We start from the raw sequence: 23,630 nt of genomic DNA, 5'->3' as shown, positions 1-23,630 counted from the left end.
TTCAGCCGGCCCGCTTGTAGCGGGCGTGGATGTTGTTGTGCTTGTACGAGCCGCTTTCGCTGAACTCGGTCAGCTCCATCGACAGCGCGAGATAGCGTTTCGCGTACAGCTCGGCGAAATGCGCCTTGATCGCGTCGAACAGCGCGTCGCACGCGGCTTTCTTCGTGTCGTCGCTGCGGCCCGAGCCGATCTTCAGCGTCACGTGGACGAACGCGTCGTCCTCCGTGCCGTCGGCGACGCAGTAGTCCTGCAGCTCGATCGCGCGCGATCGGATGCCGCCGGTCGGGAACACGCCGCCCTGCGCGATCAGCGTCGCGTTGATCGTGCTCAGCAGCGCGGGAATGCGCGCGTCGTCGCGGATGTTCGCGGTGTATTCGACGACGATGTGTGGCATAGCAATTCTCCTGTCGACCCGAGTTAGCGCTTTAGCGCTTACTCGGGTCACATGCATAGCAGTCGGATGTCGGATGCGGGGTGGCGGCGTTCAGGGCAGCGGGAAGATCGCGTTGATCTGCCCGGTGCCCGAACTCGCGAAATAGTCGGTGACGATCTCGACCGGCTTGTCGTAACGATCCCAGCCGAGCAGGCCGAGCAGCATCGCCGTGTCGTGCATGCCGCCTTCGCCGTGGCAATGCGTGTTGTACTCGGGCAGCATCGCGCAGAAGGTCTTGAAATCGCCTTGCTTCCACAGCTCGACCACGCGCAGGTCGACCTGCCGGAAGAACTCGCGGCTGATCTGGTGGATCGATTCCTCGGGGCTGCCGTTGTCGTTGAAGCGGTGCGACAGCGAACCGCTCGCAAGGAACGCGACGTTCGAATCGCTCTTCTCGATCGCCTCGAGCAGCGCCTCGCCGAAGCGCCGGCTTTCGTCGAGCGTATGCCACATGCACCAGCCGGCGATCGACACGACCTTGAAGTGCTGGTCGCCGTTCATGTAGCGCATCGGCACGAGCGTGCCGTATTCGAGTTCGAGGCTGTCGATCTCGTGCGCGCGCGTCGCGATCCCGCGTGCGCTGGCCGTCTCGGCGATCAGTTGGCCGAGCGCCGGGTTGCCCGGATACGCGTACTCCATGTCGCGGATGAAATGCGGCAGCTCGTTGCTCGTGTAGGTGCCCGCGAACCGCGCATTGCAGTTCACGTGATAGCCCGCGTTGACGAGCCAGTGCACGTCCGACACGACGATCGTGTCGACGCCGAGCGCGCGGCAGCGCTCGCCGATCAGCTGATGGCCGCGGATCGCCGCTTCGCGGCAGCCGTGATGCCTGCCGGGAAGTTCCGACAGGTACATCGACGGCACGTGCGTGATTTTCGCGGCGAGGGACAGTTTGCCCATCGTTAAGTCTCCGTATCGTTCTTGCGGCGAAACGACCCGCGCCCGTTACACGCCCCAGCGCGGAATGTGATGCGAACCCATCGAGATGCACACGTTCTTGATCTCCGCGAACACCTCGAAACTGTACTCGCCGCCCTCGCGCCCGGTGCCCGATTCCTTCACGCCGCCAAACGGCTGGCGCAGGTCGCGCACGTTCTGGCTGTTCACGAACACCATCCCGGCCTCGATGCCGCGCGCGAGGCGATGCACCTTGCCGACGTCCTGCGTCCAGATGTACGACGCGAGGCCGTACGACGTGTCGTTCGCGAGCCGCAGCCCTTCTTCCTCGTCCTCGAACGGAATCAGGCACGCGACCGGCCCGAAGATCTCCTCCTGCGCGATGCGCATCCGGTTGTCGACGTCGGCGAACACGGTCGGCCGCACGAAGTTGCCGTTGCGCAGATGGTCGGGCAGGCCCGCCGGCTTGTCCGCACCGCCCGCGACCACGCGCGCGCCTTCCTGCTCGCCGACGCGGATATAGCCCGTCACCTTCTCCCAGTGCTGGCGCGTGATCATCGCGCCGAGCTGCGTGGCCGGATCGGACGGATCGCCAACCACCAGGTTATTCGCGCGGCGCGCGAATTCCTGCACGAAGCGGTCGTAGATCGTGCGCTGCACGAAGATCCGCGAACCGGCCGTGCAGCGTTCGCCGTTGATCGAGAAGATCGTGAACAGCGACGCATCGAGGGCACGGTCGAAATCCGCGTCGTCGAAGATCAGCACCGGCGACTTGCCGCCGAGCTCCATCGAATACTTCTTGAGGCCCGCGCGCTCCATGATCCGCTTGCCCGTGACCGTGCCGCCCGTAAACGACACCGCACGCACGTCCGGATGCCGCACGAGCGCGTCGCCGGCGGTTGCGCCATAGCCCTGCACGACGTTCAGCACGCCCGGCGGGATGCCGGCTTCGAGCGCGAGCCGGCCGAGCTGGTCGGCCGTCAGCGGCGACAGCTCCGACATCTTCAGCACGGCCGTGTTGCCGAGCGCGAGGCACGGCGCCGTCTTCCATGTGGCCGTCATGAACGGCACGTTCCACGGCGACACCAGCGCACACACGCCGACCGGCTGGTACAGCGTGTAGTTCAGCATCTGGTCGTCGACCGGATAGGTGCGGCCGTTCATCTGCACGCACACTTCGGCGAAGAAGTTGAAATTCTCGGACGCGCGCGGAATCAGCTGCTTGCTCGTCTGCGCGATCGGCAGGCCGGTGTCCTGCGTCTCCAGCGCCGCGAGCATCGGCACGTTCTTCTCGATCAGCTCGCCGAGCTTGCGCATCAGCTTCGCGCGCTCCTTCGCAGGCGTGTTCGCCCATTTCGGGAAGGCTTCCTTCGCCGCGCGCACGGCCGCGTCGACTTCGGCCTCGCCGGCCGACGCGACGTCGGTGATCACGTCGCCCGTCGCGGGATTCAGCGTCGTGAAGGTCTCGCGGCTCTCGACTTCGCGGCCGTCGATCCAGTGCTTGATGGTCATGGGTTCTCCTTGGGCGACGGGCTCAGCCGGCGCGATAGTAGTCTGCTTCGCCGACGATCGTGTTCACGAGCCGGCCGATCCCTTCGATTTCGGTCATGACCTCGTCGCCCGGCTGCGTGTCCGCCAGCCCCTCGGGCGTGCCGGTCAGGATCAGGTCGCCCGGCGAGAGCGTCATGAAGCTGCTGATATGCTCGATCAGCGCCGGCACGTCGAAGATCATGTCGCGCGTGCTGCCGCGCTGCGTCTCCCGGCCGTTCACCGTCGTGCGCAGCGTCAGGTCGCCCGCATCGCCGATCTCGTCGCGGCTGACGAACCACGGCCCGAGCGGCGTGCAGGTGTCGCGGTTCTTCACGCGCAGGTTCGGGCGGTAGTAGTTCTCGAGATAGTCGCGGATCGCGTAATCGTTCGCGACCGTATAGCCGGCCACGTAGTCGATCGCCTGCGCGCGGCGCACGTTGCGCGCGGGCCGGCCGATCACGACGGCCAGTTCGCACTCGTAGTGCATGTGGGTAGCATCCGCCGGGCGCACCGTGCGCGACCGGTGACCGATGAAGGTGTTCGGCCCCTTCAGGAAGATCAGCGGCTCGCTCGGCGCCTTGAACGCGAGTTCCTTCGCGTGGTCGGCGTAGTTGAGGCCGAGCGCGAACGTCGTGCGCGGCGCGACGGGCGGCAGCCATGCGACCTCTTCGTCGGCGACCACGCGCCCCGTGTCGAGGCGGATCGCACCGTCGCCGGCCGGTTCGGCCGCATGCAGTGCGCCGTTGTAGATCACGCGCGCCGTCTTCATCGTGTTTCCTCCGCAATCAGCGTGTGCCGCAGCGTGCCGATGCCGGCCGCGGCGATCTCGATCGTGCTGCCCGCGCGGGCGCGCGGTGCGCCGCCCGCAACGCCGAGCAGCAGCACATCGCCCGCGTCGAACGACATGAACGCCGTCACGTCGGCGATCAGCTCGCGCACGGGGCGGATCAGCGTCGCGGTCGATGTGGATGCGGCCACGTCGCCGTCGATCCGCACGGTCAGTGCGAGCGCGTCGACATCGGCCAGCGCGGCGGCCGGCACGATCGCCGGGCCCAGCGGGCAGAAACCGTCACGACACTTGAAGCGTACGGCCGGACGGTAATAATCGGGATGCGGCACCGACACGTCGCTCGCGAGCGTGAAGCCGTGCACGTAGTCGAGCGCCTGCGCAGCCGGCACGCGCGTCGCGCGCCGCGCGAACACGACGGCCACCGACGCGCCGATCTCGAGCGCGTCGACGCCGGCCGGCACGACGACGGCCGCGCCGTCGGCCGCATGCGTGTTGGCCGGCTTGATGTAAAGGATCGGCGCCTGCGGCGGGCGGCCGTAAGGCGGTGCGTTCACCGCAGCGCCGAGCGCGTCGAGCGCCGCGCGCTCGTTGAGCAGCGCACCGTAGACGGTACCGATGGCGACCGGCAACGGCGGCGCCGCGGCGGTCGTGCAAGACAGCTCCATGCGTCATTCCCCTGCCGCGCGTCGCGGCGCATCGTCAATACTTAACATCTTAAGTAAACAATCGGGCGCTGGCAACCTCGATTACCCTGATACGCGAAATTCACCACCTTCGGCTGTTAAGATTGATGCGTCCCCGTCCACTGTCCACCCCGATGAACCGTACGCTCGACCATCGCAACCTGGCCATGCTGCTGCTCGAAGCCCGCGAAACGCTGATGGGCCTGTTCCGCCCCATTCTCAAGGAATTCGCGCTGACCGAACAGCAATGGCGGATCATCCGCGTGCTCGACGGCGAACCGGCGCATGCACTCGAAGCGGGACAGATCGCGCGGCGCTGCTGCATCCTGAGCCCGAGCCTCACGGGCGTGCTGGAACGGATGGAGCGCGACGGGCTGATCACGCGCACGCGCGCGCAGGAGGATCAGCGCCGGCTGCTGGTCAGCCTGACGCCGCAAAGCAGGAAACTCGTCACGGAAATCGGTCCGCGCATCGACGAGCAATACCGGCAGCTCGAATCGCGCTTCGGCCAGGACGGCCTCGAAGACATCTACCGCGCGCTCGACCGGCTGATCGAACTCGGCGGCAACGCGGGATGATGGTGCCCCGTTCCCGCCAGTTGCGGGAACGGAGCACCGGTACGGCGCGGGCGGTCAGTGCATCGCGCCGCGCATCAGCTCGGTCACGGCAACGCCGCGCGACGTGCGCATGCATTCCTCGACGTAATCGATGAACGGCAACGGCTCGAAATCGATTTCATCGCGCACGCGGCGGTTGTCGAACACGCGATCGACCGTCGCGAATTCCGCGCAACGCTGCAGCGCCCGGCCGATCACGCGTTCGAGTGCCGGATCGGGCCGCCCGAGCACGTCGCGCACCACGAGCGGCAGCTCGGCCGGCGCGCACGCCGCGTAGCGCGGCGCCCCCGTCATCCCGGCCGCCTCGTCCATCGCGCGCACGATCTGCGCGACCTGCGGCGCCTCGTCGCCGGCCGACACGTGATAGAGATCGTGCGCGAGCGTCGGCTTGACGGCCAGCAGCATCGTCGCGCGCGCCACGTCGTCCACCGACACGATGTCGATGCGGGTCATCGGCCGCGCGGTGAAGCGACGCGCGGCATGCGCAAGCCGGAACATCCAGAACGAATTCGGCGCGGGCCGCGTACCGAGCACCGTGTGGCCGACGACGTGCGACGGCCGCACGACAACGAGCGGCAGCCCGAGCGCGCGCAGGCGTTGCTCCGTTTCCGCCTTCGCGTGCAGGTAATCCGCCGCGAGCACCGCGCCCGGCAGGCCTTCGCCGTCCTGCGCGACGTCGTTCGCCGCGGCTCCCGCCACTTCTTCGTGCACGATGCCGCCGCGGCCCGCATGCGCATAGGCCGTGCCGACGTACACGAAGCGCTGCAGGCGCGGCGCCCGCGCGAAGCGTTCGGCGAAACGCACCGAATCGGCGATGTCGGCCTGCAGGTGCGCGCCGTCTGCCGGCGACGCATGGCCGGCGCAGTGGATCACGTGTGTTGCGCCGGCGAGGCGCGGTGCGTCGGGGCCCTGCCACGCGTCGCCGAGTGCGCCGACGATCACGTTCGCGTCGGTCAGGCGCGACGCCCAGTACGGCGCAAGCCCCGCGCGCAGCGCCGCTTCGCGCAGCCGTGCGACGGCGTGGCCGCGATCCTGCGCGCGCACGACGCACACGATGCGTTCGAGCAACCCTGCATTGACGAGCGCCGTCAGCACGGTACTGCCGATGAAGCCGGTCGCGCCGGTCAGCACCAGCCGTCCGACGTTCGCCGCCGCGACCGGTGCGCTGGCCGGCGACACGAGGCTCGTCCGCCAGTTGAGCGACAACGCGGTTTTCCAGATCAGCACGATAGTCTCCTTCGAAGAGTCGGCCGGGCGGCGCGGCAGCCCGCGGTTGCGGGCGGCACACGGCTCACCGGCCGGGCCGGGGCTGACGCGCGCCCTGGCTGTCCCGATCGGGCATGCGGCCCGCGATCGCGTCGATCGCGTCTCTGGCACGAGGCGGCGGCAGCCGCCGAGGACGGGCGTGCGCGGCACAGGATCGGGAAGTTCCCAGTGTGGGGCCCGACCGTATGCAAGTCTGTCCCGAAAGTTTCGTGAAAGTGTGCCGATTTGTACGCGATTGTCTGAGTGTGTCGTTCCGGCCACGCCGTCAAAGCGCCGAAACATCCGGTCGGGTCGCATTCGTACGGTGCCGGGTTGCGTCGGCCGGCCCGGTTTCGGCGGCAGCCGCGCGCGACAGATCGACGCGCCCCCCAGCCATGTCATCCCATGTCTCGACCGTCACCGATGCGCGCGTCGACACCGCAATCGCCGATGCCACTTGCGTTTGCGCGCGCCGCCCGAATGGCCGCGGATCGTCAGACGTCGTTTCATCTGAAACCGAAATGGATTCAATACGGATTTGTTGCGGATTATCACTTGCGTTTCACACCAGTCTATCTAGACTGATCAAGTCAAAACGGTCGAATGCATCATTTCTTTCAGGAGACGATCCAATGCGCCTCACGATTCGGATTAATGGCAGCGAATCCGCAACCCGGCAATCCTTCGCCGTGTTGTGGGTGGATACCGACGAAGGACTGTGGTCGCGAGAGGCACATCAGGGCATCGATCTCCCGACCTGGGGCAAGGTCCGCGACGTCGAGGGCGCGATGGCGCTCTGCGCGGCCGACGGCGGGAGCGCCGTATGCCAGTTGAAGGGGCTGTCGTTCGGTGCGACGCAGCGCGAACAGGGCCCCGCCGTGCTCGCCGGCGATCACCCGGGCGCATGGCGCCTGCAGGCGGTCGATCGTTGCACGACCGAGCCGGAATACCGGGAATTCATTTCCGTCGCCCGATAGGAATTTTTTACGTAAATCGTCTGCGGTTTTCGGGTTTATTCCGGTTTCAGCGATATTCATTGCGATATTCATTATTAACGGCGCCCCTCTTTGGGGCGTTTTTCATTTCCCGCTTTAAAGAAATAATCAGGTGCCGGGCAATTGATCGCATACCGGCGACGGGCTGAATCGACCGGTACCGGATGTCATGCGTCCGGATCGACACGCAGCGGATCGTCCGCCTTTCGTCGCCTGCCGCGGCGGTGAAGTTCCGGTTCCGTCACGCCTTTCCTGCCCCCTTTTCCATACTTGACTGGTTCGTCGCCACGCGCTTTTTCACGGGGCCGGAACAGACTTTCCCCACATGGCGTTTACTCATTTATTACAATCGCATTATTCAGACTGACCTGCCGCCTCCGGCGGCCCGACCCGGCCATTGCATGAGCGTGAAAAAGAAGACCCACCCCGCCGATCCGTACGCGGCCAAGAATCCGATGCTCGCGTCGCGCCTGCCGATGTGGCGCTCGAAACTGATCGTGATCGTCGTGTTCCTGGCGTTCGCCGCGCTGATCGCGCGTGCCTTCTGGGTGCAGGTCGCGAACCAGGATTTCTACGTCGGCCAGGGCCAGAAGCGCTACCAGCGCACGATCGAGCTCGACGCGATGCGCGGGCGCATCGTCGACCGCAACGGCGCGATGCTCGCGGTCAGCCTGTCGACCTATGAAATCTGGGCGAATCCGAAACAGGTCGCCGATACCGACTATCCGCAGATCGCGAAGCTGCTCGACATGCCGCTCGCCGAGGTGAAGCGGCGGCTCGGCAACGACAAGACGTTCGTGCTGCTCAAGCGGCAGGTCGACGCGGACACCGCGGGCCGGCTCGACAAGCTCGCGATCGACGGCATCACGCAGATCGCCGATTCGAAGCGCTTCTACCCGGAAGGCGAATCGGCCGCGCATGTGGTCGGCTTCACGAACGTCGAAGATAAAGGCCAGGAAGGCGTCGAACTCGCGGCGAACGGGCGCCTGTCCGGCACGTCCGGGCAGCGCGAGGTGATCCGCGACCGGCTCGGCCGCATCGTATCGGACACGCGCCCGCTCGTTCCCGCGCAGCACGGCGCAACGATCGAGCTGACGATCGACCGCCGGATCCAGCAGCTCGCGTTCAGCCAGCTCAAGGCAGCCGTGATCGAGAACAACGCGGTGGCCGGCAGCGTCGTCGTGCTCGATGCGCAGAACGGCGAGATCCTCGCGCTCGCGAACTACCCGACCTTCGACCCGAACGACCGCGCGCGCCTCACGGGCCAGCAGCTGCGCAACCGCGCGGTGATCGACACCTTCGAACCCGGCTCGACGATCAAGCCGCTCGTCGTCGCGCTGTCGATCGACGAGCGCAAGGTCACGCCGAACACGATCATCAACACGTCGCCGGGCACGTACAAGATCGGCCCGGCCGTGATCCACGACACGTCGAACCACGGGTCGCTGACGGTGTCGCAGGCACTGCAGAAGTCGAGCAACGTCGCGCTCGCGAAGCTCGCGCTGAACCTGCCCGCCGAAACGATCTGGAACAAGTACCAGGAATACGGGATCGGCCGCGCACCGGAGCTGACGTTCCCGGGCGTCGCATCGGGCCGGCTGCGCGGCTACAAGCGCTGGCGGCCGATCGAGCAGGCGACGATGGCATACGGCTACGGCCTGTCGATGTCGCTGCTGCAGATCGCGCAGACCTACACGGCCTATGCGGGCGACGGCACGCTGCACCCGGTGTCGCTGCTGAAGAACGGCACCGACCAGCAGACGATCGACGCACATCGCGGCCACCGCGTGACGTCGCCGCAAACGGCCGCGTCGATCCGCTCGATGCTCGAGATGGCGGTCGGCGAAGGCGGCACGGGGCGCCGCGCGCGCGTCGACGGCTACCGGATCGGCGGCAAGACGGGCACTGCGCGCAAGCAGGTCGGCGCGACCTATGCGCAGGGCAAGTACCGCGCGCTGTTCGCGGGGATGGCGCCGATGAGCAACCCGCGCCTGATCGTCGCGGTGATGATCGACGAGCCGCGCGGCAAGGGCTACTACGGCGGCACGGTGGCCGGCCCGGTGTTCGCGTCGGTCACGAGCGGCTCGCTGCAGTTGCTCGGCGTGCCGCCCGACGCGCCGGTCGAGCCGGAGAAGCCGCAGCCGGCCAAGGCGGTTGCACCGCGGAAGACGGTCGCGGCGCCGAAGGCGGCGGCTCAACCGAAAACGGCTGCCGCGCAGAAAACCGCCGCGCCGGTGAAGACGGCCGCGCAATCCGGCATGACCGTGCCGACGAAGGCAGCGGCAAGCTGAAGCTGCCGGGCGGGCGACGCCGGGTGCCGCACCGCCCGCGCGCCCGCTCCGCCCACCCGCTTTCATATCCCACTCTCTAGGAACACACCGCATTATTTGAGCGTTCCGCCCGCGTCCTCCTACAATTTTTTCGCGCCGCGGGCGGCCTTGCCCGCGCGCCCGACGACAACAACGGAGAGAGACGCATGCGCTTCCACTGGAAAACGCTCGTGCTGGCCACCGCGAGCATCACGCTGCTGGCCGGCGCCCCGGCGCGGGCCGCCGACGCCACCGACGTGAAAATCGGCTTCCTCGTCAAACAGCCGGACGATCCGTGGTTCCAGGACGAATGGCGCTTCGCCGACCAGGCGGCGAAGGAACGGCATTTCACGCTGATCAAGATCGCGACGCCGAGCGGCGAAAAGGTGTCGACCGCGCTCGACAGCCTCGCCGCGCAAAAGGCGCAAGGCGTGATCATCTGCGCGCCCGACGTGAAGCTCGGCCCCGGCATCGCCGCGAAGGCGAAGCGCGCGGGGCTCAAGCTGATGTCGGTCGACGACCAGCTCGTCGACGGCCACGGCGCGCCGCTCCCGGGCGTGCCGCACATGGGCATCTCCGCGTACAAGATCGGCCAGCAGGTCGGCCAGGCGATCGCCGACGAGACGAAGCGGCGCGGCTGGAATCCGGCCGAGGTCGGCATCATCCGGCTCGCGTACGACCAGTTGCCGACCGCGCGCGAGCGCACCACCGGCGCGGTCGACGCGCTGAAGGCCGCTGGTTTCCCGGCCGCGAACGTGATCGACGCGCCCGAAATGACGGCCGACACGGAAGGCGCGTTCAACGCGGCGAACATCGCGCTCACCAAGCACGCGAACTTCAAGCGCTGGGTCGCGTTCGGCTCGAACGACGACACGACGGTCGGCGCGGTGCGCGCCGCCGAGGGGCGCGGCATCGGCGCGGACGCGATGGTCGCGGTCGGCATCAACGGCAGCCAGGTCGCGCTCAACGAATTCGCGAAGCCGAAGCCGACGGGCTTCTACGGGTCGATCCTGCTGAATCCGCGCCAGCACGGCTACCAGACAAGCATCAACATGGTTGACTGGATCACGAAGAACCAGGCGCCGCCGCCGCTCGTGCTGACGTCCGGCACGCTGATCACGCGCGACAACGAGAAGCAGGCGCGCGCCGCGCTCGGTCTGTGAGCCCGCACCAGGAGCCGACATGACACGCACTACCCTCGTCACGGGCGCCGCCGGCGGCATCGGCCAGGCACTGTGCCGCACCTTCGTCGCGGCCGGCGACCGCGTGCTCGCGCTCGATCGCGACCGTGCGGCGCTCGACCGCTTCATCGAGTCGCTCGCCGACGCGCGCGCGACGCCCGTCGTCGACGACCTGACCGACGCGGAGCGGCTGCGCGCGATGCTCGATGCGCACCCGCCCGTCGACGTGCTCGTCGCGAACGCGGGCACGGCCGCATCGACCACGTTGCGCGACACGACGCCCGCGAGCTGGCGCACCGATCTCGATGCGAACCTGACGGCCACCTACGTGAGCGTCGAAGCCGTGCTGGCCGGCATGCGCGCGCGCCGGCGCGGCGCGATCGCGATCGTCGGTTCGGTGAACGGCGTGCACGCGCTCGGGCATCCGGTGTACAGCGCGGCGAAGGCCGGGCTGATCAGCTATACGAAATCGCTCGCGATCGAATACGGCCGCGACGGCGTGCGCGCGAACATCGTGCTGCCGGGTACGGTGAAGACACCGGCATGGGAAGCGCGCGTGTTGCGCAACCCGCAGGTGTTCGAGCAATTGAGGAAGTGGTATCCGCTCGACGATTTCGCGACGCCCGACGACGTCGCGCAGGCCGCGTTGTTCCTGTGCTCGGCGGCCGCGCGGATCATCACCGGCGTCGCGCTGCCGGTCGACGGCGGCCTGCTGGCCGGCAACCGCGTGATGGCGCAGGAACTGACGCTGGAGACGTACTACTGACGAAGGCGGGGCCGGCGGCCGCCCGGGCCGCCGCGCGCTGCCCGGTACGCGACGCGCGCCGTCAATGCGCCGCGGCTGCGACCGGCTTCACCATCCGGCCGAGCACATGCTCGGTCATCCCGCGCGCGAGTTCGGTCTCGCCCATGAACACGGTGCCGATGCCTTCGCTCGACAGCAGCGCGGCCTCGTCGCCGCTGTTCGTGCACAGCACGACCTCGAGCGCCGGATTCAGCGTGCGCGAGATCTCGACGATCTGCCGCACGTCGAACACGTCGGGCAGCGTGACGACCAGCATCCCGGCGCGCGCGATATGCGCCTGCACCAGCACGATCGGCTCGATCGCATCGCCCGACACGGCCGCGATGCCGTCCTCGCGCAGCTTCTCGACCAACTCGCGGTTCTGCTCGACGACGACATACGCGATCCCGCGCTCGTCCAGCGCATGCGCGATCCGCGTGCCGACCTTGCCGTAGCCGACGATCACGACCTGCCCGGTCAGGTGCGTCTGCGGCGTCGACATCGGCAGCGCGGCGAGCGGATCGTCGCGCGCTTCGAGCCTGCGCGCGAACGCCGAATGCTTGCGGATCCATGCGAGTGCCGGATCGATCATCGCAAACAGCAGCGTGTTCATCGCGATCGAGATCAGCGCGACCGCCAGAATCAGGCTTTGCCCCTCGGCCGACAGCAGCCCGAGCGCACGGCCGAGCCCCGCGAGGATGAACGAGAATTCGCCGATCTGCGCGAGGCCCGCGCCGACCGTCAGCGCGGTGTTCAGCGGATAGCGGAACGCGATCACGAGCGCGACGGCCGCGAGCGTCTTGCCGACCAGCACGATCGCGGCGACCTCGATCACGTGCAGCGGCTCGTCGAGCAGCACCTTCGGGTCGAACAGCATGCCGACCGAGATGAAGAACAGCACCGAGAACGCGTCGCGCAGCGGCAGCGTCTCGTCGGCCGCGCGCCGGCTGAATTCCGACTCGCGCATCATCATCCCGGCGAAGAACGCGCCGAGCGCAAACGACACGTCGAACAGCTTCGCCGCACCGAACGCGATGCCGACCGCAGCCGCGATCATGCACAGCGTGAACAGCTCGCGCGAACCCGTGCGCGCGACGAGCCACAAGATGCGCGGGAATACGCGCTTGCCGACCACGAGCATCAGCGCGATGAACGCCGCGACCTTCAGCATCGTCACGCCGAGCGTGCCCCACACGCTGCCGCCGGCCGCCTGCGCGTCGCCGGGCGGCGTGCCGCCGAGCAGCCCCGCGACGGGCGGCAGCAGCACGAGCACCAGCACCATCACGAGATCCTCGACGACGAGCCAGCCGACCGCGATGCGCCCGTTGACCGTCTCGACGAGCCCGCGCCCTTCGAGCGCCCGCAGCAGCACGACGGTACTCGCGACCGACAGCGCGAGCCCGAACACGAGCGCGGCACCGAGGCTCCAGCTCCACGTGAGCGCGAGCCCGCCGCCGAGCAAAGTCGCGACGGTAATCTGCACGACGGCTCCGGGCAGCGCGATCTTGCGCACCGCGAGCAGGTCGCCGAGCGAGAAATGCAGGCCCACGCCGAACATCAGCAGCATCACGCCAACTTCGGCGAGCTGCTGCGCGAGCGACAAGTCGCCGACGAAACCGGGCGTGCCGGGGCCGATCACGATCCCGGCGAGCAGATAGCCGACGAGCGGCGGCATTTTCAGCAGCGACGCGAGGTAACCGAAGATCATCGCGAGACCGAAACCGGCCGCGAGCAACGCAATCAGGCTGACGTCATGAGGCATCCCCCCTCCCAAGGTCTTGTAACTATTTAGTAAGGTTCAAGAATGGAAGGATACGGGATGAGGCGGAAGAATGGCGCGCCGCCGCGAAAAATTCACGCGGGGGCGCGCCGTTGCGGGGTGCAACCCCGGCGATTTCGCAGGCGCCGCGCGGGTTCGGCGGCACATTCAAGCGGAGCGTACCGGGCAGCGGGGCTCGCGCCCCGCCGCGGCGTCAGCGCGACGCTTGCGGGAACCGCGCGCCCGGCGGCGGTTCGGGCCGGGTCGACGGCACGCTCTTGCGTACCTTCGCGACCTGCGCGGCCGTCACCGGCACACCCGTGTTGCCCCAGCTCGTGCGCACGAAGTTCGACACGTCCGCGACTTCCTGGTCCGACAGGCGCCAGCCGAACGGCGGCATCGTGAAGGTCGACGGCGCGGTGCGCGTACCCTGCAGCGCACTGCCCTCCAGCACGACGTGGATCAGCGACGTCGGATCGTCGCCCTGCACGACCGGGTTGCCGGCGAGCGCCGGGAACACGCGCGTGTAGCCGTGGCCATCGCTGCGGTGGCACGCCATGCAGTTGTCGCGATAGACCGCCGCGCCCGGCTTGCTCGCGTCGCCGGTCTGCAGCGCCTTCGCGGCGGCCGCGTCGTACACGTGCGACTGCTCGCCCTGCACGCGCGGCGGCAGCGTCTTCAGATAGCGCGCGATCGCATTCAGGTCGTCGTCGGTCATGTGCTGCATGCTGTGGCCGACCACGTCCGTCATCCCGCCGAACGCGGCGGTGCGCAGCGTGCGGCCGGTCTTCAGGAACTGCACGATCTCGGTTTCCGTCCACGTGCCGAGCCCGGTTCGCGGCTCGCCGCGCAGGCTCGTCGGCACCCAGCCGTCGATCGCCGCGCCGCCGGACAGGAAATCCGGGCCGTCCGCGTCGGTCAGCCCGCGCTCCTGCATCGTCGGCGCGCGCGGCGTGTGACACGCGCCGCAGTGGCCGAGACCCTGCACGAGATACGCGCCGCGCGCGACCACCGGGTCGGTGTACGGCGCCGCATCGAACGGCTTCGGCGCCGGCGCGAACATCTTGCGCCAGATCCCGAGCGGCCAGCGCATCGACAGCGGCCACACGATGTCGACCGTGCGGTTCTCGTGCTCGACGGGCGCGACGCCGTGCATGAAGTACGCGTACAGCGCCTTCATGTCGTCGTCGGTGAGGCGCGCGTACGACGGGAACGGCATCGCCGGATACATCGTGTCGCCGTTCTTGCGCACGCCCTCGCGCACCGCGCGGGTGAAGTCCTCGACGGTCCAGCCGCCCAGCCCGGTTTTCGGGTCCGGCGTGATGTTGGTCGAATAGATGCCGCCGATCGGCGTGTCGAATTTCAGCCCGCCCGCGAACGGCTTGCCGCCGCTCGCGGTGTGGCACGCGATGCAGTCGCCCGCGCGGGCCAGGTATTCGCCGCGCTTGACGAGGTTCGCGTCGGCGGACTGGGCCGCGGGCGCGGCCGCCGGGCCGGACGCCGCCGCGGGCGCCGACGCCGGTTGCGCGACAGCCGCGGTGCCCGCGAGACCGAGCGCGGCCCACGCCGCACCGGCCGCCAGCGCACGTCGCACCGGGGCAAGGCGGTACACGGCGATGGTGTTCATCGTCTTCTTCATGCGGTCACCAGCGGGGCGGGATTTTTCAGGTATTGCTCGCGGATCGCGCGTGCCGACCAGTAGGCCAGCGCCGCGATGATCCCGGTCGGGTTGTAGCCGATGCCCTGCGGCAGCGCGGAGGCGCCCATCACGAACACGTTGTGCACGTCCCAGCACTGCAGGTAGCGGTTCAGCACGCTCGTCTTCGGGTCGGTGCCCATGATCGCGCCGCCGACGAGGTGGGTCGTCTGGTACGCGCGCGAATCGAAGTGTTTGCCGAACTCGCGCGTCGACACGCCGATCGCCTTCGGCCCCATCGCCTCCGCGATCTTCTTCATCTGCCCGGTCACGTACTGCGCCATCCTGATGTCGTTGTCCTTCCAGTCGAAGGTCATCCGCAACAGCGGCTGGCCGTACGAATCGCGATAGGTCGGATCGAGGTCGAGATACACGTCGCGGTACGACATGTTCGTGCCGTGCGCGTCCATCGAGATCGTGTGCGCGTAGTTGTCCTTGACCGCCTTCTTCCACGCCGAGCCCCACTGCGGCGTGCCGGGCGGCGTCGCGATGCCGCTGATCGGCTTCACGCCGGCCTGGTTCACCCACAGCGGCGAGCCGCCGACGAAGCCGAGCGGCCCGTGGTCGAAGTTGTCCGCGTTGAAATCGTCCACCGCGACGCCGTTGCCGCCCGCGCCGATGAACGGGTTCGTGTAGGTGTCCTTGTCGAAGAACGCCTTGATCGTCGACAGGTTCTGGTACGCGAAATTGCGGCCGACCACGCCTTCGCCCGAGATCGGGTCGTACGGCTTGCCGATGCCCGACAGCAGCAGCAGGTGCACGTTGTGATACTGGAACGCGGCCACGATCACGAGATCGGCCGGCTGGTGCACTTCGCGCCCGGCCGGATCGACGTAGGTGACGCCCGTCGCACGCTTCTTCGTATCGTCGAGGTCGACGCGCAGCACATGGCACTTCGAGCGCAGCTCGAAGTTCGGCGCCTGCTTCAGCGCGGGCAGGATGTTCAGGTTCGGCGACGCCTTCGAGTACATGTAGCACGCGTAGCCGCTGCAGTAGCCGCAGAAGTTGCACGGGCCCATCTGCACGCCGTACGGATTCGTGTACGGGCCCGACGTGTTCGCCGACGGCAGCCGGTACGGATGCAGGCCGAGCGAGTGCGCCGCGTCGAAGAAGCGCTGCGCCGAATAGGTATTGAGCTGCGCGGGCAACGGGAAATTGTCGCTGCGGTTCGCTTCGAACACATTGCCGTCGCCGACCACCTTGCCGCCGACCTTGTACGCCTGCCCCGACGTGCCGAACACCTTCTCGGCGAAATCGAAATGCGGCTCGAGTTCGTCGTAGCTGACGCCGGTATCCTGGATCGTCATCCCTGCGGGGATGAACTTCTTGCCGTAGCGCTCTTCATAGTGGCTGCGCAGGCGCAGCTCTTCCGGCGTGATCCGGAAGTGCACGCCCGACCAGTGCAGCCCCGCGCCGCCGACGCCCTCGCCCGGCAGGAACGCGGCGAGCTGCCGGTACGGCAACGCGGTGTCCTGCACGCCGTGGCGGATCGACACGGTCGTCTTCGACAGGTCGAGGAACAGCTTCTTGCGGATGTTGTAGGTCAGCTCGTCGATCGTGTTCGGATACGCGCCGTCCGGATAGGTGTCGCGATACTCGCCGCGCTCGAGCGCGACGACCTTCAAGCCCGCTTCTGTCAGTTCCTTCGCGAGAATCGCGCCGGTCCAGCCGAAGCCGACGATCACCGCATCGACATGCGGCTTTTTATCTGCGGCCATCAGCTGCGCTCCCCGTTGATCGAGACGGGGCCGTACGGATAGGGCTTGCCGTTCTGGTTGACGAAATCCATGAAGTCCGCGCGCGCGCCCGGAAAGCCGATCATCTTCCACGCGGCCATGTCGTGATTGCCGCCGTGGACCGGATCGCAGAAGTAGCCTTCGCGCGTGTTCTGCAGCAACTGGCCGAAGAACACACCGGGCGGCACGTCGTCGATCTGCGCGCCGCCCTTCTCCAGCGCGCCGAGCACGGCGTCGCGCGTCGGCGCGTCGAGATCCGCGAATGCCTTGCCGTGGGCCTTTTCGCAATAGCGGTTGACGGCCGCGATGCCGAGCCGGTAGATGTCGCGCGGCACGAGCTTCAACTGATAGCCGAGTTCGGGCACGCCCTGCTGGAACGGCCCCTGCATGTACCACGTCGCGCCGTGCGCATACGGCGTCTCCATCTGGCGGTCGATGAATTCGGGCACGCCCGATTCGAGTGCGCCGGGGCCTTCGGCGTCGGCCGGAATCAGCCGGTCGACGGCGGCCTGGACGAACGCCCATTCCTTCGCATCGAAGAAGGTCGGCTTGTACGGGGCGCGTTCGGCGCTCGCCGATGCGGCGGGTGCGTTGCCGGCCGTCGTCGCGGATGGCGACGACGCGCGCAGGTCGCAGCCGGCGACCGACGCGATCGGTACGAGCGCGACCGACGTGCGCAGGAAGCGGCGGCGCGAGTTGGGTTTGTCAGGTGGCGTGGACATGGTCGGGTGTTGATCGTTGGGGATCGGGGCCCGGACGCGCGCATTCCGCGTGCGGCGGGTCCGGCACGGCAGCCATGCCGCATGCGGCTGGCCGTCCTGTTCATTCGTGTGTTGCGAACCACCTCGATGCGGACACCGGCCGCGCGATGTGCGGCGGCGCCGTCATGCAGCCGCGTGCGTGCCGGTTCAGGCAGCGCTGCGCGGGTCGGCCTCTTCTCGGACCTTATCTTCGGACAAATACCCGCCTTCCGGCCCGCATCTGCCCGCTATCTCCATGACCTGATTCAACTTAGGCGTCGCGTTTGCCGTCGGCAAGCGCGACGTGCACGACCCTCTTTCAGGTCCGGCGACGCGTGGCGAGAATTATAGATGGAACCGGTTCCATTAATAGATGGCTCAATGCAATTCAATGCATCGAAAACTGCAACAATTGAAAAATCCGGGAGGTGGGGTGCTCAAGGATGCGCAGGCCGCCGGCTGATCCCCACGGCGGGCAGACGATTGTTCCGCGTCGGACGCGCTCGTTGGCTGTCTCTTTCCAGCCACGGCGGGCAACGCGGCGATGCCGGTTTGCGCGGCGCTCTGGTAGCCTCCGCGTCTCATGAGTACACAGAAAAACAAACCGCCGGCGCCCGACGCGATCGGCATCAGCAAATACCTGAGCTACCTGCTGCGCCACGAGCCGCAGGCAATCGGTCTGCAACTCGACCCGGAAGGCTGGGCCGACATCGGCGAACTGATCGCCGGCGCCGCCCGCCACGGGCACCGGCTCGATCGCGCGACGATCGAAACCGTCTGCGCGACCAGCGACAAGCGGCGCTTCGCCCTCTCCGACGACGGTCAACGCATCCGCGCGGTACAAGGCCATTCGACATCCGTCGTGCAACGCCGGTATCCGGCCGCGCCACCACCGGAGCACCTCTATCACGGCACCGCGACGCGCTTCCTGGAGTCGATTCGAGCGCAAGGGCTGAAACCCGGCGCCCGTCATCACGTGCATCTGTCGCCGGACATCCGGACTGCATTGGCCGTCGGCACGCGCTATGGCGTGCCCGCGATTCTCGAAGTCGATGCGCAGCGCATGCACCGGCAAGGCCACACGTTCTTCGTCGCCGAAAACGGCGTATGGCTGACCGATGCCGTGCCGGCCGAATACCTCACGCAGATCGACACGCCGGCGCGCTAGCGCCGAACGCGGCTCACCACGGCCAGAACATCGACGCGAGGGACAGCGCGAGCGCCGCGCAAAGCGGCGAGTAATACAGCGTGTCCATCCGCGCGAAACGCGACCCGCGAATCCGCTTGAAGAAGCCGACATAGCGGAAATCGCCGACGGCCCGCACCGCGAAGATCAGTGCGAGCGCAACGACCGCGAACGCGATCGTGCCGGGATACGCGTTCCGCCCCAGCCAGCCGGCACGCGCGGCGACCACGCATGCGCCGGCCAGCAGCGCCGCCGCGACGGCAAGCGTGCCGATGGCGGTCGGCTGCAGCAGCGGCACGCCGTCCTGTTCCGGAATGGCCGCACGCTTGCCGAGCCGCCCGCCGAACGCCCAGTAGACGTGAACGAACGCAAGCGCGCAAAGCGTCGGCACGCTGAAATACGCACCGGTCATGTCGGTAAATGTCCTTGTCTCGTTGTCTCGTTGTTTTGCCGGAAGGATTCCGGCACGCGGCCCCGGCCCGCGACACGCATGACGATACCGAAACCCGGCCGTGCGTGCATAGCGACCTCCGGTCGCAACTACTGCGACGCGTGCTGCGCTGCATTGCGCATGCGGCATCACGCCGGCGACCCGCTTGCCCCGATGTACGACAAGCCCAGCCGTTCAGGGCGGGGAAGGATAGCGCGGACTTCGTAGCCGTCCATGCCGAATATCACTGTCATCGCACATCGACCACGAGTACGATTGGATCATGCAACGACTTCAAGCCTGCAAGTTCGAGCTACGCCCCGACGGCCAGCAAGAGCGGCAAATGCGCCGCTTTGCAGGCTCGTGCCGGTTCGTGTTCAACAAGGCGCTGGCGTTGCAGAAGGAACGTCACGCGCAAGGCGAGAAGAAACTCGGCTATGCCGAGCTGTGCAAGCTGCTCACCGAATGGCGCAACAGCACGGAAATCGCGTGGCTGGCCGATGCGCCGGTCCACCCGCTGCAACAGTCGCTCAAGGATTTGGAGCGGGCCTACGCCAACTTCTTCGCCAAGCGGGCCGACTTCCCGCGCTTCAAGAAAAAAGGCCGGAGCGACAGCTTCCGCTACCCGGACCCGAAGCAGGTCAAGTTCGATCAGACCAATAGCCGCCTGTTCCTGCCCAAGCTCGGCTGGCTGCGTTATCGCAACAGCCGGGAAGCGCTGGGCACGGTGAAGAACATCACCGTGAGCCAGTCGTGCGGCAAGTGGTATGTGTCGATTCAGACCGAACGCGAAGTCGAGCAGCCGATTCCGCAGGGCAACGCCGTTGGTATCGACATGGGTGTAGCGCGTTTCGCCACGCTCTCGGACGGCACGTTCTACGCGCCGCTTGACAGCTTCAAGCGGCACGAAGCCGCGCTGCGCCGTGCGCAGCAGGCGATGAGCCGCAAGGTGAAGTTCAGCAGCAACTGGAAGAAGGCGAAAGCCCGCATCCAGCGCATTCATTCCCGGATCGGTAACGCCCGCCGCGACTTTCTGCACAAGACCACGACCACGATCAGCCAAAACCATGCGATGGTGTGTATCGAGGACTTGCAGGTGCGGAATATGTCCAGGTCGGCGGCAGGCACGACCGAAAAGCCGGGCAGGCAGGTTCGGGCCAAATCTGGCTTGAACAAGGCGATCCTCGACCAAGGCTGGTTCGAATTCCGTCGCCAGCTGGACTACAAGCTGGCGTGGAACGGCGGCTGGCTCATCGCCGTGCCGCCGCGGAACACGAGTCGCACCTGTCCGTGTTGCGACCATGTCTCGGCGGACAACCGCAGGACGCAAGCCCGGTTCGAGTGCGTGGAATGCGGGTTCGAGGAAAACGCCGATGTCGTCGGCGCGATCAATGTTCTCAGGGCGGGGCACGCCCGTTGCGCCTGTGAAGTGAGCGGTGCAATCATGCCGCCAGCAGCAGGAACCCACCGAAGCGACTCAGGGGCGGCCCAATGCCACGCCCGAGCGCCGTAGGAATGTCCGGCTTTCAGGCCGGGGAGGATGTCAATTCGCTCCGCGCACTACTACGCTGGTATTCCAGTACTGCAGTCGGCATGCGCGTGCGCAACCGGCCGCACGTGCAACGTTCGCCGCGCGGCGCACCTGCACGACAACGATAACGAAGGCCATGGAGGCGACTCATGCTGATCGGTGTGCCGAAGGAGATCAAGAACCACGAATACCGCGTCGGCCTCACGCCGGCCAGCGCGCGCGAACTCACGCGGCACGGCCACACCGTGCTCGTGCAGCGCGGCGCGGGCACGGCGATCGGCCTGCTCGACAAAGACTACACGGCCGCGGGCGCGTCGCTCTGCGACGGCGCCGACGAAATCTTCGCGCGCGCCGACATGATCATCAAGGTCAAGGAGCCGCAGCTGGCCGAATGCGCGATGCTGCGGCGCGGGCAGATTCTCTACACGTACCTGCATCTCGCGCCCGATCCCGAACAGGCGGCCGCGCTCGTGAAGTCCGGCGCCGTCTGCATCGCCTACGAAACCGTGACCGGGCCCGGCGGCGGCCTGCCGCTGCTCGCGCCGATGAGCGAGGTGGCAGGACGCATGTCGATCCAGGTCGCGGCAACCCACCTCGAAAGCCCGCGCGGCGGCCGCGGCCTGTTGATGGCCGGCGTGCCCGGCGTGCCGGCCGCGCATGTGGTCGTGCTCGGCGCGGGCGTGGTGGGTACCGGCGCGCTGCAGATGGCGGTCGGCCTCGGCGCGCGCGTCACCGTGCTCGACAACAACGTGAATCGCCTGCGCCAGCTCGACCTCGTCTTCGCCAACCGGATCACGACCGTCTGCTCGAATGCGCAGACGATCGACGAAGCCGTGCGCGATGCCGACGTCGTGATCGGCGCGGTGCTCGTACCCGGCGCATCGGCGCCGCGGCTCGTCACGCGCGACATGATCGCGACGATGCGCACGGGTGCCGTCGTCGTCGACGTCGCGATCGACCAGGGCGGATGCTTCGAGACATCGCATGCGACAACGCACGCGGACCCGACCTTCGTCGTCGACGGCGTCGTGCACTACTGCGTCGCGAACATGCCCGGCGCGGTCGCGCGCACGTCGACCTTCGCGCTGAACAACGCGACGCTCGGGCATGCGCTCGCGCTCGCCGACAAGGGCTGGAAGCAAGCGATGGCCGACGATCCGCATCTGCGCGCGGGCCTGAACGTCTGCGACGGGCACATCACGTACGAGGCGGTCGCGCTGGCGCTCGGCCTGCCTTATGTGCCGGCCGCCGGCGTGCTCGCATGACGATGCCGGCTCGAAGTCGAGCGCATCGCGCATGAAGCACGTGCCGCCGGCGGCCTTCACGCGCCCTTCGACCGGCTCCGCTTCGACCCGCCGCCCTCACCCATCGTGCGAGCCAGCAACGGCCGCAATTGCGTGAGCGTGCGCGTGTTGAGCACGTCCGGCCGCGTGAGCCAGCCGCGTCGCGCCTGATCGACGCCGTACGCGAGGTTGTCGAGTTCCTCCGCGCCGCACGCATCCGAGCCGATCGCGACCGGCACACCGGCATTCGCGGCCTCGCGGCACCAGATGTCCGGCAGGTCCAGCCGCCGCGGCTGCGCATCGAGCTCGACGAAGCAACCGCGCGCCGCGGCCTGCGCGATCACGCGCGGCACATCGAGTTCGCATGCGTCGCGCTCGCCGAGCACGCGCCCGGTCGGGTGCGCGAGTATCGTGAAATGCGGATGGTCCATCGCGCGCAGCATCCGGTCGGTCTGCGCGCCGCGCGACAGGTCGAAGCCGTCGCGTACCGCGCCGACGACGAGATCGAGCCGGCCGAGCATCGCGTCGGGCACGTCGAGGCTGCCGTCCTCGCGGATGCCGGCTTCCACGCCCTTGAGCAGCACGAAATCGTCGAACGATGCATTGACCCGATCGATCTCGTCGAGCTGCCGCGCGAGCCATTCGAAGCCGTTGCGGCCGCCGCCGGCAGGCGGTGCGCGGTCGGTGACGGCCAGGTACGCGAGCCCGCGTGCGCGCGCCGCGTCGGCCATCGCACGCAGGCTGTCGCGGCCGGCCGATGCGTTCGTATGCGCATGCAGGTCGCCATGGACATGCTTGCGCTCGACCAGCGCCGGCAGCATGCCGGCGCGCGACGCGTCGATCTCGCCGCGATTCTCGCGCAGCTCCGGCGGCACGTCGTGCAGCCCGATTGCGGCGTAGACCGATGCCTCCGTTGTGCCGGCGATCCGCTCGTCGCCGCGAAACACGCCGTACTCGTTGATCTTCAGCCCGCCGGCCTGCGCGATCCTGCGCAGCGCGATGTTGTGCGCCTTCGATCCGGTGAAGTAGACGAGCGCCGCACCGAACGCATCGGCATCGACCACGCGCAGGTCGACCTGCAACCCGCTGTCGAGCACGATGCTCGACTTCGTCTTGCCGTGCGCAAGCACACGCGCCACGTTGCCGTAGCCGACGAACGCGTCGGCGACCGCCTCCGGATCGCGTGCGGTGACGAGAATGTCGAGATCGCCGACCGTCTCGCGGCGGCGGCGAAAACTGCCGGCCGGCACGGCGTTGCCGACGCCTGCCACCGCGCGCAGGCGGTCGAGCAACGGCATCAGCGTTTGCGCGGCATCGGGCAGCAGGAAGCGCTGCGGTTCGCGCTGCAGGCGGTCGTCGATCGCTTCGAGCAGATGCGCTTCGGTTTTCGCGCCGAAGCCCGGCAGCTCGCGCACGTGCCCGCTTTTCGCTTCGACGCGGAGCTGTTCGAGCGAATCGATGTGCAGTGCGTCATGCAGCGCCTTCACGCGCTTCGCGCCGAGCCCCGGGACGTCGAGCAGCTCGACGATCGCGCCCGGCAGCGCATGGCGCAGCGTTTGCTGCAGTTCGCAGGTGCCGGTCGCAGCGATCTCGCGCAGCTTCGCCGCGAGATCGGGCCCGATCGACGGAATCTTCCCGAGATCGTCGCCGTTCGCGATCATCGTCGGGATGTCGCGCCCGTCGTCGGCGATCGTCCGTGCGGCGTTGCGGTACGCACGCACGCGGAACGGATTGGCGCCCTGGATCTCGAGCATGTCCGCGATCTCGGCGAACACGGCCGCGCACTCGGCATTGTGGATCGGCAT

At 67.7% G+C, this 23,630-nt stretch carries 20 protein-coding genes; 8 read left to right on the top strand and 12 right to left on the bottom strand.

Annotated features, from left to right (window positions below; genetic code table 11):
• Position 1: 1 nt before the first annotated feature.
• The 5 genes from LXM88_RS22295 to LXM88_RS22275 form a co-directional block, all read right to left on the bottom strand.
• Positions 2-394: a 5-carboxymethyl-2-hydroxymuconate Delta-isomerase gene (locus tag LXM88_RS22295; RefSeq protein ID WP_262544436.1), complete on the bottom strand. Its 393-nt coding sequence runs from the start codon at positions 392-394 to the stop codon at positions 2-4.
• A gap of 90 nt (positions 395-484) precedes the next feature.
• Positions 485-1,333, bottom strand: a complete 849-nt coding sequence (gene hpaD / locus LXM88_RS22290) for a 3,4-dihydroxyphenylacetate 2,3-dioxygenase (protein WP_096474519.1) — start codon at positions 1,331-1,333, stop codon at positions 485-487.
• A 45-nt stretch (positions 1,334-1,378) separates the two neighbouring features.
• Positions 1,379-2,842 (bottom strand): 5-carboxymethyl-2-hydroxymuconate semialdehyde dehydrogenase, encoded by a 1,464-nt coding sequence (hpaE, locus tag LXM88_RS22285; protein WP_262544435.1) that lies wholly within the window; start codon positions 2,840-2,842, stop codon positions 1,379-1,381.
• Between the two features lie 22 nt (positions 2,843-2,864).
• The gene (locus LXM88_RS22280; RefSeq protein ID WP_262544434.1) at positions 2,865-3,629 is read right to left on the bottom strand and encodes a fumarylacetoacetate hydrolase family protein; all 765 of its coding nucleotides are present in this window, start codon (positions 3,627-3,629) and stop codon (positions 2,865-2,867) included.
• Positions 3,626-4,315, bottom strand: coding sequence for a fumarylacetoacetate hydrolase family protein (locus LXM88_RS22275; RefSeq protein ID WP_262544433.1), 690 nt, complete (start codon positions 4,313-4,315; stop codon positions 3,626-3,628). The genes LXM88_RS22280 and LXM88_RS22275 overlap by 4 nt, the downstream gene beginning before the upstream one ends.
• Positions 4,316-4,467: 152 nt before the next feature.
• On the opposite strand from LXM88_RS22275, the gene hpaR reads away from it, so the two are divergent.
• On the top strand, positions 4,468-4,911 hold the full coding sequence (gene hpaR, locus LXM88_RS22270) for a homoprotocatechuate degradation operon regulator HpaR (RefSeq protein ID WP_262544432.1): 444 nt from the start codon (positions 4,468-4,470) through the stop codon (positions 4,909-4,911).
• Positions 4,912-4,965: 54 nt separating this feature from the next.
• On the opposite strand, the gene LXM88_RS22265 is transcribed toward hpaR, so the two are convergent.
• Entirely contained in the window at positions 4,966-6,177 is a 1,212-nt protein-coding gene (locus LXM88_RS22265; protein ID WP_262544431.1) for an SDR family oxidoreductase, read from the bottom strand.
• 650 nt (positions 6,178-6,827) lie between these two features.
• Between LXM88_RS22265 and LXM88_RS22260 the strand changes: the two genes are divergently transcribed.
• The 4 genes from LXM88_RS22260 to LXM88_RS22245 all read left to right on the top strand — a co-directional run bounded on the left by LXM88_RS22260 (position 6,828) and on the right by LXM88_RS22245 (position 11,446).
• Positions 6,828-7,172: a DUF3564 domain-containing protein gene (locus LXM88_RS22260; protein ID WP_262547103.1), complete on the top strand. Its 345-nt coding sequence runs from the start codon at positions 6,828-6,830 to the stop codon at positions 7,170-7,172.
• Between the two features lie 419 nt (positions 7,173-7,591).
• The gene (locus LXM88_RS22255) at positions 7,592-9,481 is read left to right on the top strand and encodes a peptidoglycan D,D-transpeptidase FtsI family protein (RefSeq protein ID WP_262544430.1); all 1,890 of its coding nucleotides are present in this window, start codon (positions 7,592-7,594) and stop codon (positions 9,479-9,481) included.
• 185 nt (positions 9,482-9,666) lie between these two features.
• Entirely contained in the window at positions 9,667-10,662 is a 996-nt protein-coding gene (locus LXM88_RS22250) for an arabinose ABC transporter substrate-binding protein (protein ID WP_262544429.1), read from the top strand.
• 19 nt (positions 10,663-10,681) lie between these two features.
• Positions 10,682-11,446, top strand: a complete 765-nt coding sequence (locus LXM88_RS22245) for an SDR family oxidoreductase (RefSeq protein ID WP_262544428.1) — start codon at positions 10,682-10,684, stop codon at positions 11,444-11,446.
• Positions 11,447-11,507: 61 nt separating this feature from the next.
• On the opposite strand, the gene LXM88_RS22240 is transcribed toward LXM88_RS22245, so the two are convergent.
• The 4 genes from LXM88_RS22240 to LXM88_RS22225 form a co-directional block, all read right to left on the bottom strand.
• Complete coding sequence (locus LXM88_RS22240; RefSeq protein WP_262544427.1) at positions 11,508-13,226, bottom strand: cation:proton antiporter domain-containing protein; 1,719 nt, start codon at positions 13,224-13,226, stop codon at positions 11,508-11,510.
• Positions 13,227-13,437: 211 nt separating this feature from the next.
• Entirely contained in the window at positions 13,438-14,862 is a 1,425-nt protein-coding gene (locus tag LXM88_RS22235; RefSeq protein ID WP_262544426.1) for a c-type cytochrome, read from the bottom strand.
• Positions 14,859-16,637 (bottom strand): GMC family oxidoreductase, encoded by a 1,779-nt coding sequence (locus LXM88_RS22230; protein ID WP_262544425.1) that lies wholly within the window; start codon positions 16,635-16,637, stop codon positions 14,859-14,861. Before LXM88_RS22230 ends, LXM88_RS22235 begins: the two co-directional genes overlap by 4 nt.
• Positions 16,637-17,377, bottom strand: a complete 741-nt coding sequence (locus LXM88_RS22225) for a gluconate 2-dehydrogenase subunit 3 family protein (RefSeq protein ID WP_262544424.1) — start codon at positions 17,375-17,377, stop codon at positions 16,637-16,639. The genes LXM88_RS22230 and LXM88_RS22225 overlap by 1 nt, the downstream gene beginning before the upstream one ends.
• Before the next feature lie 601 nt (positions 17,378-17,978).
• Between LXM88_RS22225 and LXM88_RS22220 the strand changes: the two genes are divergently transcribed.
• Positions 17,979-18,563 carry an RNA 2'-phosphotransferase gene (locus LXM88_RS22220; RefSeq protein ID WP_262544423.1) on the top strand — a complete coding sequence of 195 codons (585 nt, stop codon included), beginning with the start codon at positions 17,979-17,981 and terminating at the stop codon, positions 18,561-18,563.
• A gap of 13 nt (positions 18,564-18,576) precedes the next feature.
• On the opposite strand, the gene LXM88_RS22215 is transcribed toward LXM88_RS22220, so the two are convergent.
• Positions 18,577-18,993 carry a DUF3995 domain-containing protein gene (locus LXM88_RS22215; RefSeq protein WP_262544422.1) on the bottom strand — a complete coding sequence of 139 codons (417 nt, stop codon included), beginning with the start codon at positions 18,991-18,993 and terminating at the stop codon, positions 18,577-18,579.
• A gap of 301 nt (positions 18,994-19,294) precedes the next feature.
• On the opposite strand from LXM88_RS22215, the gene LXM88_RS22210 reads away from it, so the two are divergent.
• Entirely contained in the window at positions 19,295-20,524 is a 1,230-nt protein-coding gene (locus LXM88_RS22210) for an RNA-guided endonuclease InsQ/TnpB family protein (protein WP_262544421.1), read from the top strand.
• Between the two features lie 167 nt (positions 20,525-20,691).
• Positions 20,692-21,807: an alanine dehydrogenase gene (gene ald, locus LXM88_RS22205; protein ID WP_262544420.1), complete on the top strand. Its 1,116-nt coding sequence runs from the start codon at positions 20,692-20,694 to the stop codon at positions 21,805-21,807.
• 56 nt (positions 21,808-21,863) lie between these two features.
• Here the strand turns inward: ald and polX are convergent, their stop codons facing one another.
• The gene (gene polX, locus LXM88_RS22200) at positions 21,864-23,630 is read right to left on the bottom strand and encodes a DNA polymerase/3'-5' exonuclease PolX (protein WP_262544419.1); all 1,767 of its coding nucleotides are present in this window, start codon (positions 23,628-23,630) and stop codon (positions 21,864-21,866) included.

It is taken from the genome of Burkholderia sp. S-53 (assembly GCF_025560745.1).
Taxonomy (GTDB): Bacteria; Pseudomonadota; Gammaproteobacteria; order Burkholderiales; family Burkholderiaceae; genus Burkholderia; species Burkholderia pyrrocinia.
This window is presented reverse-complemented; position numbering and strand designations above follow the sequence as displayed.